This is a genomic window from Nocardioides sp. (assembly GCF_050246775.1).
Taxonomy (GTDB): Bacteria; Actinomycetota; Actinomycetes; order Propionibacteriales; family Nocardioidaceae; genus Nocardioides.
In genome coordinates this window covers 1,496,198-1,512,188 of record NZ_JBFWVK010000001.1, presented here as the reverse complement: position 1 = coordinate 1,512,188, position 15,991 = coordinate 1,496,198, and the positions used below count along the sequence as shown (strand labels likewise).

The window sequence follows — 15,991 nt, the reverse complement described above, 5'->3', positions numbered from 1 at the left end:
GCGGGTGCAGGTGATCGCCACCGGGTCGACGCACACGGGCGTCGTGCCGGGCTTCGGCGTACCCGACACCGTCGCCTCGCCGCCCACCACCTACGCCGGCTGGCGTCCGCGTGCCGTCCTGGGCGCCGACTCCCCCGGAGGGCTCCTGCTGCCGCCGGCGATGCCCACGTCCGCGCACGTCTATGCCCCGCGGGCCGTGTGGACCGACGGCCACCTGGTCGTGGCGGCCGACACCGGCAACCACCGGGTGCTCATCTGGGACCACGTGCCCGACACCGACGGTGCGGCGGCCGCCGTGGTGCTCGGCCAGCTCGACGAGCACTCCGAGGGACCCGCCGCGGGCGGGGTCGGCCCGGCCAACGGCATGCACCTACCCAGCGGCGTCCTGGTCCACGAGGGGCGCCTCGTGGTCGCCGACGCCTGGCACCACCGGATCCTCGTCTGGGACACGGTCCCCACCGTCACCGGCACGCCACCCGACCACGTGCTCGGCCAACCCGACGCCGTCAGCGTGGAACCCAACGCCGGTGGCGAACCGACCGCCACCAGCCTCTACTGGCCCTTCGGCATCGCCGTCATCGACGGCCGCTTCCACGTGGCCGACACCGGCAACCGGCGCGTGCTGGTCTGGCGCGACGGGCTGCCCGAGCCGGGGCAGCCGGCCGACGTCGTGCTCGGCCAGCCCGACCCATGTTCGCGGGAGGAGAACCGCGGCGCCGGGGTGGGCGCCGACTCGTTCCGCTGGCCGCACGCCTTCGCCGACACCGGCTCCGGCGGCGTCATCGTGGCCGATGCCGGCAACCACCGGCTGCTGCGCTGGGACCGGCACCCCGAGACCGACTGCGCCGCCGACGCCGTGCTCGGCCATGACGACTTCACCGGGCACACCGAGTTCCCCTACGTCTCCCAGGCCGGTCGGCTGCGCTTCCCGTACGGCGTCAGCTCCGCCGACGGCCAGCTCGCGATCGCCGACACCGCCAACAACCGGGTCCTGCTCTATGCCTCCACCGACGCGGTGCACGACCAGGCGCCGTACGCCGCCCTGGGCCAGCCCACCCTCGCCGCCAACGGTGAGAACCGCTGGGAGGCCGTGGGTGCCGACACGCTGTGCTGGCCCTATGGGCTGCACTGGTGGCGCGGGGACGGTCTCGAGCTGATCCTGATCGCCGACTCCGGCAACAACCGCGTCGTCATCTGGGAGCGCACATGACCACCCCGCTGAGCGTCCCCGTGGCCGGCGGCCCGGGCCCGTCGGTCGCCGTGCGCCGGCGACTGGTCGTGCGCGGCGTGGTGCAGGGGGTCGGCTTCCGGCCGCACGTGGCCCGCCTCGCCGGTGAGCTGGGCCTGGCCGGCACCTGCCACAACGACGCCACCAGCGTGGTCATCGAGGTCGAGGGCAACCCGGGAGTGGTCGCGGAGTTCGCCAGGAGGCTCGAGTCCGAGGCGCCGCCGCTGGCCCGGATCCTCGCCGTGACCGTGGTGGACCTCCGGGTCCTGGGCGAGACCGGTTTCGCCATCGAGGCCTCCACCAGCGGAACGGGCGCACGGACGATGGTGCCGCCCGACACGGCCGTGTGTGCGGACTGCCTGCGCGAGTTCCACGACCCCGCCGACCGACGCTACCGGCACCCGTTCATCACCTGCACCAACTGCGGACCCCGGTTCACGATCACCCGGGACCTGCCCTACGACCGGCCGGCCACCACCATGGCGGCCTTCGCGATGTGCGCCGACTGCGCGCTGGAGTACGCCGATCCGAGCGACCGCCGCCATCACGCGCAGCCCATCGCCTGCCACGACTGCGGCCCGACACTGCGGGTCACGAACTCAGCCGGCGCCGAGATCGCATCGGGCACCGAGGAGTCCCTGCGCGCGGTCGTGGCCGCCCTGCGGGGTGGGGCCGTCGTGGCCGTCAAGGGAATCGGCGGCTACCACCTGGTCTGCGACGCCTCGTCGTGCTCGGCCCCCACCGTGCTGCGCCACCGCAAGCAGCGTCCCGACCAGCCGTTCGCGGTCATGGTGGCCGACCTGGAGACCGCCGAGCGCCTGGTCGAGGTGGGGGACGCGGCCGGCGTGCTCACCTCACCGGAGCGACCGATCGTCCTGCTGCCCCGGCGCCCCGACGCGGCTGTGGCCGATTGTGTGGCACCCGGACTCGACGACCTCGGCGTGCTGCTGCCCTACGCGCCCCTGCACCACCTGCTCTTCGCCGAGCAACCGGACGGATCGCCCGGTGCCCCACCGGTGCTGGTGATGACCTCCGGCAACCTCTCGGGCGAACCGCTGTGCTTCGACGACGACGATGCCTTCGCCCGGCTGGGCCGCATCGCCGACCTCTTCCTCACCCATGATCGCGCGATCGCGGTGCCCTGCGAGGACTCGGTCCTCGCCTGGCACGACGGCGACGTCCTCCCGTTGCGGCGCTCGCGTGGCTACGCCCCGTTGCCGGTGCTGCTCGGCGGGGCCGAGGACGACGCCGACGACGGCGCAGTCGTCCTGGCCGCCGGGGCCGAGATCAAGAACACCTTCGCCCTGGGTCGTGACCACATGGCCTTCGTGTCGGCCCACCTGGGCGACCTCGGCTCGCTGGAGAGCCGTGAGGCCTACCAGAGGGCGACCGCCCAGCTGCTGCGCTTCCACCGCAGCTCGCCGCAGCTGGTCGTGGCCGACAGCCATCCCGGCTACGCCTCACGGGCGTGGGCCAGGCAGTTCGCGCAGGACCTCGGCGTCGAGCTGTACGACGTGCAGCACCACCACGCGCACCTGGCCGCCCTCGCGGCCGAGCACGGCCGCCTGGACGACCCCATCCTCGGAGTCGTCTTCGACGGCACTGGCTACGGCTGCGACGCGGGTGTGTGGGGCGGGGAGTTCCTGCTGCTAGGGGATCGCGGACTGAGCTCCGAGCGCATCGGCCACCTGGGCACGGTGCGCCTCGCTGGCGGAGACGCCGGCGTGCGCAACCCGGTCCGCACAGCCGCTCTCGCCATGCTGGGAGCCGGCGTCGAGCTGGCCGGCACCCCGGTCGACGAGGCCCTGAGCGACACCGAACGCAAGCTGCTGCCGTCGTTGTTCGCCTCCGACACGGGCTGGGTCGCGACCAGCAGCGTCGGCCGGCTCTTCGACGTGGTCTCGGCCATGCTGGGGATCCGGGAGCGGATCACCTACGAGGCCCAGGCCGCCATCGAGCTCGAGGTGGCCGCGACCCGGTGGCGCCGCGAGCACGGTGCGCTCGGCGTACCGCTGGACCTTCCGGCCTCCACCGACCCCGGGCTGGCCCGGCTCGACCCGGACCCGCTCGTGCGTGGGCTGGCGCGGGCCCAGCGCGACGGCGTACCCACGGGCCAACTCGCCTGGTCCTTCCACGTCGCCCTCGCCGCGGCCGCCACCGACCTGGCCGAGTCGGAGGCCGCGGCCCGCCGGGTCACCACCATCGGGCTCACCGGAGGCGTCTTCGCCAACCGGCTGCTCCTCGGGCTCATGGAGGAACGCCTGTGGACCGACGGCTTCGAGGTGCTCACCCACCGCCTGGTGCCGTGCAACGACGGCGGGCTGGCCCTCGGCCAGGTCGCGGTCGGCGTACGCGCCCTCCAACAGTCCCGAGATGAGAGGTCCTGACATGTGCCTGGGAGTGCCCGGAAGGATCATCGACCGCTGGCAGGCCGACGACGGCGCGCTGCTCGCGCACGCCGACTTCGTCGGCGAGGTGCGGGTGATCCGGCTCAACTACCTGCCCGACCTGGACGTCGGCGACTACACGATCGTGCACGCCGGCTTCGCCCTCACCCGACTCGACCAGGCCGAGGCGGACAAGACGATCGCACTCATGCGCGAGGTCGACCTCCTCGAGCCCGCCCCCACCGTTTCGCCACAGAACTAGGAGCAGCCATGTGTCTCGCAGTCCCAGGCCGGGTCCTCTCCGTGGAGGAGAAGGACGGCACCACGATGGCCCAGGTGGACTTCGGCGGGCTCCGCAAGGAGGTCTGCCTGGCCTACATCCCCGACGTCGAGATCGGTGAGTACGTCATCGTGCACGTCGGCTTCGCCATCCAGCGCCTGGACGAGAAGTCCGCCCAGGAGACCCTCGCCAACTTCGAACGGCTCGGCATCCTCGAGGAGGAGTTCGGCGACGGCTTCGAGCTCGCCGCCCGCCAGGCCGGCCAGCAGACGGGAGCACAGTCATGAAGTACCTCGACGAGTTCAGCAACCCGGACCTGGCCAAGCGCCTGATCGACGAGATCCACGCCGTCACCACCCGGCCCTGGGCCATGATGGAGGTCTGTGGCGGACAGACGCACTCGATCATCCGTCATGGCATCGACCAGCTGCTGCCCGACGGGGTGGAGATGATCCACGGACCGGGCTGCCCGGTCTGCGTGACCCCGCTGGAGATCATCGACAAGGCCCTGGCCATCGCGGAGCAACCGGGCGTGATCTTCTGCTCCTTCGGCGACATGCTCCGGGTGCCGGGCTCCAGCAAGGACCTGTTCGCCATCAAGAGCGCCGGCGGGGACGTCCGCGTCGTCTACTCCCCGCTGGACGCCCTCAAGCTGGCCCGGGACAACCCGGACCGCGAGGTGGTGTTCTTCGGGATCGGCTTCGAGACCACCGCCCCGGCGAATGCGATGACCGTCTACCAGGCCCGCAAGCAGGGGATCACGAACTTCTCGCTGCTGGTCTCCCACGTGCTGGTGCCGCCCGCGATCGCCGCGATCATGGAGTCGCCGCGGTGCCGGGTGCAGGCGTTCCTGGCCGCCGGCCACGTGTGCAGCGTGATGGGTACGTCGCAGTACCCCGCGCTCGCCGAGAAGTACCAGGTGCCGATCGTGGTCACCGGCTTCGAGCCGCTCGACATCCTCGAGGGGATCCGGCGCACCCTGGTGCAGCTGGAGTCGGGTCAGCACGTGCTGGAGAACGCCTACTCCCGGGCCGTCACCGACGAGGGCAACCTGCCGGCGATGGCGATGCTCGCCGACGTCTTCGAGGTCACCGACCGGACCTGGCGCGGGATCGGGATGATCCCGCAGAGCGGTTGGAAGCTGTCCTCGCGCTACGCCGAGTTCGACGCCGAGACGCGCTTCTCGGTGACCGACATCCACACCGAGGAATCCGCGCTGTGCCGCTCAGGTGAGGTCCTGCAAGGGCTCATCAAACCCAACGAGTGCGCCGCCTTCGGCAAGGAGTGCACCCCGCGCAACCCGCTCGGGGCGACGATGGTCTCCTCGGAGGGCGCGTGCGCGGCGTACTTCACCTATCGGCGACTGGAGCTGGTGTCGGTCTCATGAGCAACGATCTGGACTTCGAGGCATGGGTCTGCCCGATGCCGCTGCGCGACACCCCCAACATCGTCATGGGTCACGGTGGTGGCGGGGCGATGTCGGGGGAGCTGATCGAGCAGCTGTTCCTGCCCGCCTTCGGTGGCGCGGCGCACGCTGAGCTGGGCGACTCCGCGGTGCTGTCGATGCCCGCCGGGCGCCTGGCGTTCTCGACCGACTCCTTCGTGGTGAAGCCGATGTTCTTCCCGGGCGGGTCGATCGGGGACCTGGCCGTCAACGGCACGGTCAACGACCTGGCCATGTCGGGGGCGACCCCGCTCTACCTGTCGACGGCGTTCATCCTCGCCGAGGGCACCCCTCTGGCCGAGATCGGCCGGGTGGCGATGGCCGTGGGCAAGGCCGCCGAGGCTGCCGGCGTACAACTCGTCACCGGTGACACCAAGGTGGTCGACTCCGGCAGTGGGGACGGCATCTACATCAACACCGCCGGGATCGGTGTGGTGCCCGACGGCGTCGAGATCGGGCCGCGGCGGGCACGGGTCGGCGACGCCGTGATCGTCAGCGGGGACATCGGGGTGCACGGCATCGCGGTCATGAGCTGCCGCGAGGGCCTTGAGTTCGGCACCACCATCGAGAGCGACACCGCACCGCTGCACGAGCTGGTGGCCGAGATGCTGGCCACCGGGATCGACGTGCGCGTGCTGCGGGATCCCACCCGTGGCGGAGTGTCGGCCACCCTCAACGAGGTCGCCAAGGCGTCGGGGGTGGGCATCGAGATCGTCGAACGGGACCTGCCCATCCCACCGGAGGTCGCCGACGCATGCGGGCTGCTCGGGCTCGACCCGCTGCAGGTCGCCAACGAGGGCAAGCTCATCACCATCGTCCCGGCCGAGCACGCCGACGAGATGCTGGCCGCGATGCGGCGCCACCCCCTCGGGGTCGGGGCGCGGCGGATCGGCACCTGCGTGGCCGACCACCCGCGCATGGTCGTGGCCCGGACCGGCCTCGGCGGCACCCGCGTCGTGGACCTGCCCGTGGGTGAGCAACTGCCCCGGATCTGCTGAGATGTCGGCAGCGGGGGCCATCCAGTTCGCGCGGTACGCCTACCCACCCAACGAGCTCGGCTACTGCGGGCCGGAGGGTGGCGAGGCGATGCTGCTGCCGGGTGCGGAGGCGGAGATCGAGCTGCGCGCGCGACAGTTCGACGGTGCCTGGGTCTACCTGGAGTTCCTCGCGGCGGTCCTGGGGACCTCCGACCCGCTCGCCGCAGAGGTGGTCGAGGCCTACTGGATCGGCAGCCCGCTGCTCGACTCCGTGCCCTCGGCCTCCCTGGTGGAGGTGCTCGAGGAGCGCTTCGCCACCCAGATCGGCGGCACCTGGCGGGAGTCCGCCGGCCGGGCCCAGGCCCACCACAGCTATCAGGTCTTCGAGGTCTATCCCTGGGCGGCGATGCTCACGCAGGGACTGGCCCCCGGGCCGGCGGTCAGCGTGCTGGACCGCTGCCGGATCCGGTGCGGCGTGGTGGAGGCGGTGGACGGTGAGACCGTCACCGTGTCGTCCTCGGCCCTGGCCTGGGACGGTGCCCTGCTGACCCCGGGTGCGCCGGCCCTGGAGACCCTGCGCTGGTCCCTGGGCGGCAACAGCCTCATCGCCGCCCCGGCGGTGGGCGAGGTCGTGTCGCTGCACTGGGACTGGGTGTGCGAGGTGCTGAGCGCTGACCAGGCCGCCCGCATCGAGGAGCATGACGAGCGCCAGCGCACGCTGTTGGGGCTGGCCCAGCCTGCGACGGGCCGACCATGACGGTCGCCTACCCTTGAGCCGGTCATCACTCGTGAAGGGGGCTCCAGATGAAGATCGCTGTGGCCGGCGGCACGGGCACGGTCGGCGTCGTCCAGGCGGCGACCGCTGCAGGGTTCGACGTCACCTCGATCCGCACGACGTCCGACAGGGAGTCGCAGCAGTTCTTCGGTGCCGTCACCCAGCAGCACCGGCGACGTCCCCTGGACCATCCTGCGAGCCACCCAGTTCCCGACCGACCATGCCACCATCCGGTTTGCTGACTGGTTGCCATGAACATGCGCTTTCAAACGTGCAGTACTGCGACCCATCCCCGGACCTGTCCCGGTCTGTCGCCCCAGGACAGTCCCCATTGCACGTTTGAAGCGACGCCACGATGAGCGACTTCGTGGTCTACCGGTCCACCGCCGGGAAGGCCGTCATCGCGGCAGCCGTGCTCGGCAGCGGCATGACGCTGCTGGACGGCACGGTGGTCAACGTGGCGCTCAAGACGATCGGCCGTGACCTCGACGCCAGCCTCGCCGAGCTGCAGTGGATCACCAACGGCTACCTGCTGTCCCTCGCGTCGCTGATCCTGCTCGGTGGATCGCTCGGCGACCGGTACGGGCGCAAGCGGGTGTTCCTCGTCGGCGTGGTGTGGTTCGCGCTCGCCTCGCTGCTCTGCGGTCTGGCCCCCACTCCGTTCGTGCTCATCCTCGCCCGGATCCTTCAGGGAGTCGGCGGCGCGCTGGTGACCCCGGGCAGCCTGTCGATGATCCAGGGAGCCTTCGGGCCCGACGACCGCCCGACCGCCATCGGCGCCTGGTCGGGGCTGGGCGGCATCGCCGCCGCGATCGGGCCGTTCGTGGGCGGCTTCCTGATCGACTACGCCTCGTGGCGCTGGATCTTCCTGATCAACCTGCCCCTGGCCGTGGCCACCGTGCTGGTGGCGATGCGGTGGGTGCCGGAGACCCGGGACGAGGAGACCGCGGGGCGCTTCGACGTGACCGGTGCCGGACTGGCCGCGCTCGCGCTGGCGGGCACGACGTACGCCTTGATCCAGTGGGGGACGTCCGCTGCGGCAGCTGCGGCCCTGGTCGGAGTCGTCGCTGCCCTCGCCTTCGTCCTCGTCGAACGGCGTACGCCGCATCCGATGGTGCCCTTGGGACTGTTCTCGTCGCGGACCTTCAGCGCCGCCAACGTGATGACCCTGCTCGTGTACGCCGCCCTGGGAGCCGTCTCGTTCTTCGTCGTGCTGCAGCTGCAGACCGTGTCGGGCTACGACGCGCTCCGGGCCGGGGTCGCGATGCTGCCGATCACGATCGCGATGCTCTTCCTGGCGGCCCGAGGAGGTCGGCTCGCGGCCCGGATCGGGCCCCGGCTCCCGATGACGATCGGGCCGTTCGTGATCGCGCTCGGCGCGCTGGTGCTCCTGCGGGTCGGTCCGGACGCCAACTACTGGCTCGACGTCTTCCCGGGAGTGACGCTCGTGGGGCTCGGCCTGGCGGTGCTGGTCGCTCCGCTCACCTCGACGGTCCTGGCCGCTGCGCCGGACCACAACGCCGGCATCGCGAGCGGGATCAACAACGCGGTGGCGCGGGCGGGGTCCCTGTTGGCGATCGCCGCGCTCCCGGTCGCCGTGGGGCTCTCGGGGATCGACTACGACGTACCCGCCGTCTTCGACACCGCCTACGCTCGCGCGATGGTCATCTGCGCGGTCCTCCTGGCAGCCGGTGGTGTCCTGTCGTGGTTCACGATCCGCAACCCTGACTTGTCGAGTCGGGAACACTTGAGCCCCAGGGGGTGAGGTGATGGGTCGACGCTTGATCCTGCTGGTCGTCGTGGCCGGGCTGGCTTCGGCCTGCTCGGGTTCTCCGGCGTCCGCACCCCTGCCGACCGCCTCCTCCGGCTCACCCTCGTCGGCGTCCGCGTCGGCGACTCCCACCATGCCGACCTCGGCACCCACCGTGGACCCGTCGCACGCGGTGCCGACCCCGCCGCCCTGGTCGGGTCGGGTGCTCCCGCCCGACCTCCTGGTCTACGCCCCGGACTCGCTGAGGCCTGCGACCATCGAGGCGATCCGCCAGGTGCCCGGCGTCACCGACGTCGAGTCGATCTCGATGGCGCAGGTGACGGTGGAGAACCAGGGACTCAACGTCGTGGCGGTGGACCCGGCGACGTACCGACGCTTCGCTCCCACCAACAGCGCGAAGCTCGACGAGCAGTGGGCCAGAGTGGCCAACGGAGAGCTCGCCATCCTTCCCGCGCTCGGCGAGAAGCTGATGAACGCCGACGGCTACCTCCAGCTCGGCACCGCGACGACGGCGCCGCTGCTGCACGTCGGGGCGCTGGCGCCGCAGATCCCGCAGGTCGATGCGGTGATCAACACCACGTGGGGCGCCGAGCTCGACATGCCGGTCGGCAACGCACTGATCGTGGCGACCGACGAGACATCACCCCAGTCGGTGCGCCCGAAGATCACCAAGATCGCCGGCGAGGCCGCCTCGGTGCAGATCCTGACGGTCAACCTGGACACCTCGGTGCAGCAGACCGCGGTGCTGGTCGGTTCGGTGGGCGACGCGGTCGGCACCTTCAACTACACCGTGCTGACGGGGGGCCGGATCGCGCCGGACCCGGCCTGGGTGACCGCGCACATCCGGACCGAGTCGGTGCCGCTGCTGGGTGACGTGACGTGCAACAAGCTGATCTTCCCGCAACTGCGTGCGGCACTGTCCGAGGTGGTGCGCGCGGGGCTGTCGGACGCCATCCATCCCGCCGAGTTCGCGGGCTGCTACTACCCGAGATTCATCGCCGGGACCACGAAGCTGTCCAACCATTCGTTCGGTCTGGCGCTGGACCTCAACGTGCCTGGCAACCAGCGTGGGACCGTCGGCGAGATGGATCGAACGGTGGTGGCGATCTTCAAGTCCTGGGGCTTCGCCTGGGGCGGCGACTGGAGTTACACCGATCCGATGCATTTCGAGATGAACGCTCTGGTGGCGCCCGGCTGAGAGCGCTAGGCTGAGGCTGTCGGTGCGTATAACGAAACGGATTGCATAATGCGCAACAAGGTAGCGAATCGCCAGATCCTGCTCGACCTCCTGGCGCACGCGCGTTACGAGGTCCTTCCCACCGCCACCACCGAGGACAAGATCCTCCAGCACCTGCCGACCGATCGCGTCGTCACCGTGACCGCGTCGCCGGCCAAGGGCCTCGAGATCACCTTCGCGCTGGCCGAGAAGCTGGCCGCCAACGGCTACCCCGTCGTACCCCACATCGCAGCGCGCATGGTGACCGGGCGCAGCGAGCTGGCCGAGATCTGCGACCGGCTGACCAGCGCCGGGATCACCCGCGTCTTCGTGCCCGGCGGCGACGCCGACCCGGCCGGCGACTACGTGGACTCACTGAGCCTGCTGGAGGATCTGCGCGAGCTCGGCTCGCCGTTCGAGCACGTCGGCATCACCGGCTACCCGGAGTCCCACCCGAAGATCCATGACGACCTGACCGTGCAGGCGATGTGGGACAAGAGGCGCTACGCCACCCACGTGGTCAGCAACCTGACGTTCGACCCCGCCGTGATCGCCGACTGGCTGGGCCGGCTGCGCGCCCGCGGCGTGACCATGCCCCTGCTGCTCGGCATGCCCGGTCCGATCGACCGCGCCAAACTGCTCGGCATGGCCGGCAAGATCGGGGTGGGGGAGTCCACCAAGTTCCTGTCCAAGAACAAGGGCCTCTTCGCCCGCCTCGCCGCCCCCGGCGGATTCACCGGCGAACGATTCCTCGAGCAGTGCGCCCCCGCCCTCGGCAAGCCCGGCGCCCTCGTCGAAGGCCTGCACGTCTTCACCTTCAACCAGATCGAGGCCACGGAGAACTGGCGCAACTCGATGATCGAGCGCCTGTCTGCTTGAGCGGCTGGTTTCCCCGGTCGACCGGGGGTTCTGTCGGTTGTCAGCCATTGCATCAACTGACAACCGCGAGTTTCCCCGGTCAGCCGGGGATCCCGTCAGGTCGGCAAACCGACCAGATCGGACAACGCAGACTCAAGACCGGTGTGGCCGGTCTCGATGACCGTCAGGGGCAGTCCGATGCGGTCCGCGGCGGCCCGGGCCAGCCCGCGCAGCTCGTCATTGGGCTCCTGGGCCAGCCACACCACCCGGGTGTAGGACCCGAAGTAGTCGTCGCGCAGCTCCGGGTAGCGATCAAGCCCCAGTTCCCGCTCGACGGTCCGCGCGAACGAGCGCACCAGGAAGTCGGTCAGGAGGTAGGTGCCCGGCTGGTCGTCGAAGAAGCTCTGCAGCCGCGACGGGCCGGCGAACACGTCGTAGCAGTGCAGCCCCGGCAGCCGCTCCAGCCCCAGGTCTGAGCACACCGAGTCGAGGGCGCCGTACGTCCCGCAGTCGGCGTACCCCACCACGACCTTCTCGTACGACGACCCCAGCGCCTCGGCCAGCTCCCGGACCTCGCCGGCGATCTTCTGCGGCTGGTTGTGCAGCAGCGGCGGCAACGGGTGTACGTCGACCGGCCAGCCGTGGCTCAGCGCGATCGCTGCCGCGGGTTGGGCCAGGGCCCCGCACGCGATCAGCGCGATGCGCTCAGAACGAGAGCTGCTCGACGAACTTGTCGTTGAAGTCCGGGCGGTCGGAGAGCTCGACATAGGCAACCTCCTCGATCAGCGCCGTGGCCCCGGCACGTTCACGCAGGGACAGCAACGCCATCTTGGCACCCTCACCTGCCACGTTGCCTGCCGCGACGATGCGCAGCACCGGCAGCTGGGGCACCAGGCCGATCCGCACCGCCGAAGCGGGCGAGAGGTAGCTGCCGAACGAACCGGCCAACAGCACCTGCTGGATGTCGAGGTGCTCGAGCTCGAGCTGCTCGAGCAGCAGCGTCCAGCCGGTGGAGATGGCGGCCTTAGCGAACTGGAGCTCCCGCACGTCACGCTGCGAGAGGTAGACGCACTCGTCGGGCGGTGAGTCCGGGGTCGGCTGGTGCAGGATGAAGACCCGCTCTTCGCCGATCTTGGTCAGCCGGTGGGCCAGCACGGGGGCGATGTCGAGGGCGTCGACCTCGGGCACGAACCGCCCCGAGCTGTCCAGCAGCTTGACCTTGACCAGCTCGGCGACCGCGTCGACCAGGCCGGACCCGCACAGACCGCGCGGTTCCACGTCGCCGATCACCCCGAGCGTCACCCCGGGCTCGGAGGTGGCATCCAGCTTGATCACCTCGATGGCGCCGTCTGCGGCCCGCATTCCGCACCGGATCGCACCCCCCTCGAACGCCGGGCCGGCCGGAGCGGCGGTGGACAGGATGGTGTCGCCGTCGCTGAGCACGATCTCGCAGTTGGTGCCGACATCGATGAACAGCCGGGTCCGCTTGTCGCGGTCCATGCCGGTGGCCAGCATGCCGGCCACGATGTCGCCGCCGACGTAGGCGCCGAGCGCCGGGAAGAACACGGCCCGTGCTCGCGGGTGCAGTGTGAGGCCGACGTCGGAGGCGAGCACGGTGGGTGGTTGTGCGGTGGACATCACGAAGGGGGCGACCCCGAGCGGCTCCGGGTCGATGCCGAGCACCAGCGCGGTCATCGTGGCGTTGCCGGCGATGGCCACCTCGTAGACCTGGGCCGGATCGATGCCGCCTTCGGCACAGACCTGTACGGCGAGCTCGGCGAGCGTGGCCCCGGCCGCCTCCTGGAGCCGGCCGAGGGCGTCGGGGTCCATCATGGTGGCGCTGATCCTGGTGATGACGTCACCACCGAACGGCTGCTGCTTGTTGAGCATGGACGCCACCGCCACCGGTGTGCCGGTGCCGACGTCCAGCAGGGTCGCCACGACCGTGGTCGTGCCGAGGTCGAAGGCGATCGCGTAGCGTTCGCCGGTGGTGTCCCCGGGCTCCACGTCGATCAGGTCCTCGTCGATGATCACCGCGGTGACCTTGAAGTCGGACTGCCTCAGCACCGTGGAGAGCCGACGCAGCACGTGAAGGTCGGCGTTGAGCTCGAGGTCGCTGATGGCGTCGGTCAGTCGCACGAGGTCGGTGCGCTGGTCGGCCAGCGTCGCCTCCTCGAGCTCGACGTAGCGCTTGACGAGCGCGGGTCGCAGGATCACCTGGCGCCCGACGCCGACCGTTGCCGCCTTGGGGCGGGTGGTCAGTGGGGGCACCTCGATGGCCAGGTCCCGAGTCGCCTGCACCAGGCAGGCCAACCGCCAGCCCTCGGCGATCTGGTCGCTGGTGAAGGTCCGGACGTCGTGGCGGGTGATCGGGACCGATCCGCCCTCCACCTTGACCTTGCACTTGTGGCAGGTCCCGTGGCCACCGCACGTGGAGTCGATCGCGATCCCGTTCCACGACGCCGAGTCGAACACCGTGACACCGGGCGGGACCCGGACGCCGCGCTGGGTCGGTGCGGCGTCACCGGTGGAGTGCACGGTGAACGCAAGGTCCACCCGACCGGTGCCGTCGTGGGCGGCCTGCTCGGTGCCGGACGGCTCGATCAGGCCCTCCCGGGCGATGTTCTCCAAGGTGAAATCGGGACCCTCAGTCACTGTGAACTCACTGCGTCAGGGCTGCCTCACGCGCAAGCCGGGCACGGTGTGCCGCGATCCAGGCGCCACCCCACTCGTCGTGACCCAGGAGCAGGTCGGCGGCCTTGACGGCCTCGACGACGGACGGCGTCCGGGTGTCCATGATCGCACTGGTGAGGCCGGCGGTCATGGCCATCGGGAGGAATGTCGAGTTGATCTGGTGACGTCCCGGCATCCCGAACGAGACGTTGGAGGCGCCGCAGGTCATGTTGGCGCCGAACTCGTCACGGATCTGGCTGACACAGTCGAAGAACGTGTTGACCACACTCTGGTCGGCACCGATCGGCATGGCCAGCGGGTCGATGACGATGTCGCAGGCAGCGATGCCGTACTCCTTCGTCGCCACCTCGAAGATCTTGCGGGTCAGCACCATGCGCTTCTCCGCATCCATCGGGATCTCGTCGGAGTCGTTGGGCAGCGCGATGATCGCGGCGTCGTACTTCTTGACCAGCGGGAGGATCTGCTCCATCCGCTCGTCCTCAGCCGTGATCGAGTTGACCAGCGCACGGCCCTGGTAGACCGCCAGGCCGGCTTCCAGCGCCTCGACCACCGAGGAGTCGATGCAGATCGGCTTGTCGGTGAGCTGCTGCACCAGGGTGATGGCCTTGGCGAGCAGCTCTGCCTCGTCGGTCAGCGGGACGCCCATGTTGATGTCGAGCACGTCGGCACCGCCCTCGACCTGGGCCTTCACGTCCCGTTCGATCGCCGAGAGGTCGCCGGCGCGCAGCTGCTCCTGGAAGATCCGGCGCCCGGTCGGGTTGATCCGCTCACCGATGAGGCAGAACGGTCGGTCGTGGCCGATGACGACCTCGGTCCCCTTGCCGCGCAGGACGGTCTCCAAGCGGGGCGCGCTCATGCCGGCACCTTCGCGCGCTTCTCGTGCAGGAGGGCCTTGGCGCGCTTGACGGTCTGGGACGCGTCGGCCGCGTAGCCGTCGGCGCCCACGGCGTCGGCGTACTCCTGGGTGACCGGGGCTCCGCCCACCATCACGATGACGTCGTTGCGGATGCCGGCCTTCTCGAGTGCGTTCATGTTGGCTTTGAACATGGGCATCGTGGTGGTGAGGAAGGCGGAGAACCCGACGATGTCGGGGCTGTGCTCGTTGATGGCGGAGACGAACTTCTCCGGGGCCACCTGGACACCGAGGTCGATCACCTCGAAGCCGGCGCCTTCGAGCATGATGTTGACGAGGTTCTTGCCGATGTCGTGCACGTCGCCCTTGACGGTGCCCATCAGGAACTTGCCGATGGTCTCCACGCCGGTCTCGGCGAGCAGGGGGCGCAGCACCTCCATGGCGCCAGCCATCGCGCGACCCGCGATCAGCATCTCCGGCACGAAGAAGTCACCGCGCTCGAAGCGCGCACCGACTTCCTCCAGCGAGGGGATGAGGGCTTCGAACAGCAGGGTCTGCGGCTCCATCCCCAGGGCCAGGCCCTCGCCGGTCAGCTCGAGCACACGTGGTGCGTTGCCGATCAGGGTCTCGTCGTAGAGACCTTTGAGGATCTCCTCGGGGGTCATGCTCATGCCACTCCCTCCTTGCGGGTTCGCCGGCGCAGCAGCCCGGAAAGCTGCTCCGCCCGGTCGTTCAACAGTCGGCCGATCTCGTCGAGCCGGTCCTCCAGTCGCGGACTGGGGCCCGAGACGCCCAGTGCTGCGATGACTTCGCCGCCGCTGCCGCGGACGGGTACGCCGACACCGGTGAGCCCGATCTCGAGCTCATCGACGGTGCTGGCGTAGCCGCGACGGGTGACCTGCGCCAGTTGGCGGGCCAGGACGTCGCGGTCGGTGATGGTGTGCGGGGTGACCTGCTCGAGCCTGCCGGGCGGGATGGAGAGTGCGCCGTAGGCGAGCAGCACCTTGCCGAGGGCGCTGGTGTGCACGGGCACGTCGACCTCGGTCCAGTCACGGGTGCCGAGCATGTAGGTCGAGTCGACCTGCGCCACCTGGACGACGCGGTCGCCGCGGGTGACCGAGAGGTTCACGGTCTCGCGGGTCTCGGTGCCGAGGCGCTCGAGGGTGGGACGGGCCAGGCGGACCAGCTCGTCCCACGGGTCGTGGCGGGTGGCGTAGAGCCAGAACAGCGGGCCGGCGACGTAGGACCCGGCGGCGTTGCGCTCGAGCAGCTCGGTGCGCTCGAGCGCGGTGAGCAGCCGTGAGGTCGTCGACTTGGGCAGGCCGCACTCGTCGTGGAGCTCGAGGAACGACAGCGGCTCGTCGGCCCGCACGACCGTGGCGATCAGCAACGCGGCGCGATCGATCGCCTGCGTGCCGGTGTTCGCCGTGGCGGCCACTGTTGCTCTCTCCTGCCGGGGTGAGGGGTGCTTGCCGAATGGTTGCGGAAGTTCCATGATGTGGAACTAG

At 70.3% G+C, this 15,991-nt stretch carries 16 protein-coding genes; 10 read left to right on the top strand and 6 right to left on the bottom strand.

Annotated features, from left to right (window positions below; genetic code table 11):
• Positions 1-4 precede the first annotated feature (4 nt).
• The 7 genes from AB7I40_RS07135 to AB7I40_RS07105 are packed head-to-tail and all read left to right on the top strand — an operon-like array spanning position 5 to position 7,073.
• Complete coding sequence (locus AB7I40_RS07135) at positions 5-1,210, top strand: NHL repeat-containing protein (RefSeq protein ID WP_428347935.1); 1,206 nt, start codon at positions 5-7, stop codon at positions 1,208-1,210.
• Positions 1,207-3,615 carry a carbamoyltransferase HypF gene (gene hypF, locus AB7I40_RS07130; protein ID WP_428346298.1) on the top strand — a complete coding sequence of 803 codons (2,409 nt, stop codon included), beginning with the start codon at positions 1,207-1,209 and terminating at the stop codon, positions 3,613-3,615. Before AB7I40_RS07135 ends, hypF begins: the two co-directional genes overlap by 4 nt.
• Positions 3,602-3,877, top strand: coding sequence for a HypC/HybG/HupF family hydrogenase formation chaperone (locus AB7I40_RS07125; RefSeq protein WP_428346297.1), 276 nt, complete (start codon positions 3,602-3,604; stop codon positions 3,875-3,877). Before hypF ends, AB7I40_RS07125 begins: the two co-directional genes overlap by 14 nt.
• 8 nt (positions 3,878-3,885) lie before the next feature.
• Entirely contained in the window at positions 3,886-4,182 is a 297-nt protein-coding gene (locus AB7I40_RS07120; RefSeq protein WP_428346296.1) for a HypC/HybG/HupF family hydrogenase formation chaperone, read from the top strand.
• Complete coding sequence (gene hypD / locus AB7I40_RS07115; protein ID WP_428346295.1) at positions 4,179-5,282, top strand: hydrogenase formation protein HypD; 1,104 nt, start codon at positions 4,179-4,181, stop codon at positions 5,280-5,282. The genes AB7I40_RS07120 and hypD overlap by 4 nt, the downstream gene beginning before the upstream one ends.
• Entirely contained in the window at positions 5,279-6,337 is a 1,059-nt protein-coding gene (gene hypE / locus AB7I40_RS07110) for a hydrogenase expression/formation protein HypE (protein ID WP_428346294.1), read from the top strand. Before hypD ends, hypE begins: the two co-directional genes overlap by 4 nt.
• A gap of 1 nt (position 6,338) precedes the next feature.
• Entirely contained in the window at positions 6,339-7,073 is a 735-nt protein-coding gene (locus AB7I40_RS07105; protein WP_428346293.1) for a DUF6390 family protein, read from the top strand.
• A gap of 25 nt (positions 7,074-7,098) precedes the next feature.
• Here AB7I40_RS07105 and AB7I40_RS07100 read toward each other — a convergent pair whose 3' ends face one another.
• Positions 7,099-7,251 (bottom strand): hypothetical protein, encoded by a 153-nt coding sequence (locus AB7I40_RS07100; protein WP_428346292.1) that lies wholly within the window; start codon positions 7,249-7,251, stop codon positions 7,099-7,101.
• Positions 7,252-7,446: 195 nt separating this feature from the next.
• Here AB7I40_RS07100 and AB7I40_RS07095 point away from each other — a divergent pair, with 195 nt between their 5' ends.
• The 3 genes from AB7I40_RS07095 to AB7I40_RS07085 are packed head-to-tail and all read left to right on the top strand — an operon-like array spanning position 7,447 to position 10,957.
• Positions 7,447-8,856 (top strand): MFS transporter, encoded by a 1,410-nt coding sequence (locus tag AB7I40_RS07095; protein ID WP_428346291.1) that lies wholly within the window; start codon positions 7,447-7,449, stop codon positions 8,854-8,856.
• A 4-nt stretch (positions 8,857-8,860) separates the two neighbouring features.
• On the top strand, positions 8,861-10,060 hold the full coding sequence (locus AB7I40_RS07090; protein ID WP_428346290.1) for a M15 family metallopeptidase: 1,200 nt from the start codon (positions 8,861-8,863) through the stop codon (positions 10,058-10,060).
• A gap of 48 nt (positions 10,061-10,108) precedes the next feature.
• Positions 10,109-10,957 carry a methylenetetrahydrofolate reductase gene (locus AB7I40_RS07085; RefSeq protein WP_428346289.1) on the top strand — a complete coding sequence of 283 codons (849 nt, stop codon included), beginning with the start codon at positions 10,109-10,111 and terminating at the stop codon, positions 10,955-10,957.
• A gap of 95 nt (positions 10,958-11,052) precedes the next feature.
• Here AB7I40_RS07085 and AB7I40_RS07080 read toward each other — a convergent pair whose 3' ends face one another.
• The 5 genes from AB7I40_RS07080 to AB7I40_RS07060 are packed head-to-tail and all read right to left on the bottom strand — an operon-like array spanning position 11,053 to position 15,921.
• Positions 11,053-11,703: a DUF1638 domain-containing protein gene (locus AB7I40_RS07080; protein ID WP_428346288.1), complete on the bottom strand. Its 651-nt coding sequence runs from the start codon at positions 11,701-11,703 to the stop codon at positions 11,053-11,055.
• Positions 11,642-13,591: an ASKHA domain-containing protein gene (locus AB7I40_RS07075; protein WP_428346287.1), complete on the bottom strand. Its 1,950-nt coding sequence runs from the start codon at positions 13,589-13,591 to the stop codon at positions 11,642-11,644. The genes AB7I40_RS07080 and AB7I40_RS07075 overlap by 62 nt, the downstream gene beginning before the upstream one ends.
• Before the next feature lie 7 nt (positions 13,592-13,598).
• Complete coding sequence (locus tag AB7I40_RS07070; protein WP_428346286.1) at positions 13,599-14,486, bottom strand: dihydropteroate synthase; 888 nt, start codon at positions 14,484-14,486, stop codon at positions 13,599-13,601.
• Positions 14,483-15,154: a corrinoid protein gene (locus AB7I40_RS07065; protein WP_428346285.1), complete on the bottom strand. Its 672-nt coding sequence runs from the start codon at positions 15,152-15,154 to the stop codon at positions 14,483-14,485. Before AB7I40_RS07065 ends, AB7I40_RS07070 begins: the two co-directional genes overlap by 4 nt.
• Positions 15,151-15,921 (bottom strand): IclR family transcriptional regulator, encoded by a 771-nt coding sequence (locus AB7I40_RS07060; RefSeq protein ID WP_428346284.1) that lies wholly within the window; start codon positions 15,919-15,921, stop codon positions 15,151-15,153. Before AB7I40_RS07060 ends, AB7I40_RS07065 begins: the two co-directional genes overlap by 4 nt.
• Positions 15,922-15,991: the final 70 nt, after the last annotated feature.